The organism is Sphingomonas sp. FUKUSWIS1, from assembly GCF_000733135.1.
GTDB lineage: Bacteria > Pseudomonadota > Alphaproteobacteria > Sphingomonadales > Sphingomonadaceae > Sphingomonas > Sphingomonas aerolata.
Genome location: NZ_JPJC01000271.1, coordinates 1688 through 2428 on the forward strand (window position 1 = coordinate 1688; position 741 = coordinate 2428).

General features: G+C 66.5%; 1 protein-coding gene. It reads left to right on the forward strand.

The window, feature by feature from the left end:
• Positions 1-407 precede the first annotated feature (407 nt).
• On the forward strand, positions 408-647 hold the full coding sequence (locus tag sphsw_RS17345) for a hypothetical protein (protein WP_152555544.1): 240 nt from the start codon (positions 408-410) through the stop codon (positions 645-647).
• The last annotated feature ends 94 nt before the right edge of the window (positions 648-741 follow it).

Genomic DNA, 741 nt, shown 5'->3' on the forward strand with positions numbered 1-741 from the left:
AGAGACGTCACGGGCGAAACCCACCCAACCGCACCACCGCCCCCACCCCCCGTTCGTGCTGAGCGAAGTCGAAGCACCGCCAGACACGCACCCTACACCTGAGCCCCCACCCCGGCGAAGGCCGCGGCCCAGGTGGGAAAGCCAGAGTAACGAAGCGCAACGCCCGTCAGCACCGTCCCCCAACTGGACCCCGGCCTCCGCCGGGGAGGAATTGGCGAGACGTCACGGGCGAACCACACCCAACCGCAGCACCGCCCCAAACCCCCGTTCGTGCTGAGCGAAGTCGAAGCACCACCCCCCGGCACCCACCCTCCGACTGCGCTCAGGGCGAACGAACATGGGGCGGCGCCTGGCCAGATTGCGGACAGAAGACCATCGTGACATGTCTTTACGCAGAGGAGATCTGAATGGCGACGGTAACAGCACGGTTGGCGAACAGGCTGCCCCCGCGGCTGCGTATGGCCATGACGCCATTTCTGTCGTTCGCGATCGGCTGGCTCGCCCTGACCGGCCTGATCGAGACCGTGCAAAAGGGCGACTCTTTCGACCTGGTGAAGCTCGGCGCGCTGATCGTCGGGTGCGTCCTGGCGGCGTTCGTCCGTCCGATCCCGGACAAATATCGGCAATCACCCGACCAGCAAGAGTGACGGAGAGCGCAGACACAGTGTCACGCCCCCCCCAATCCCTACCCAGGCACCGCCAGCGTCACGATCGAAACCCCCGGCGTCATCGGCACGCGCC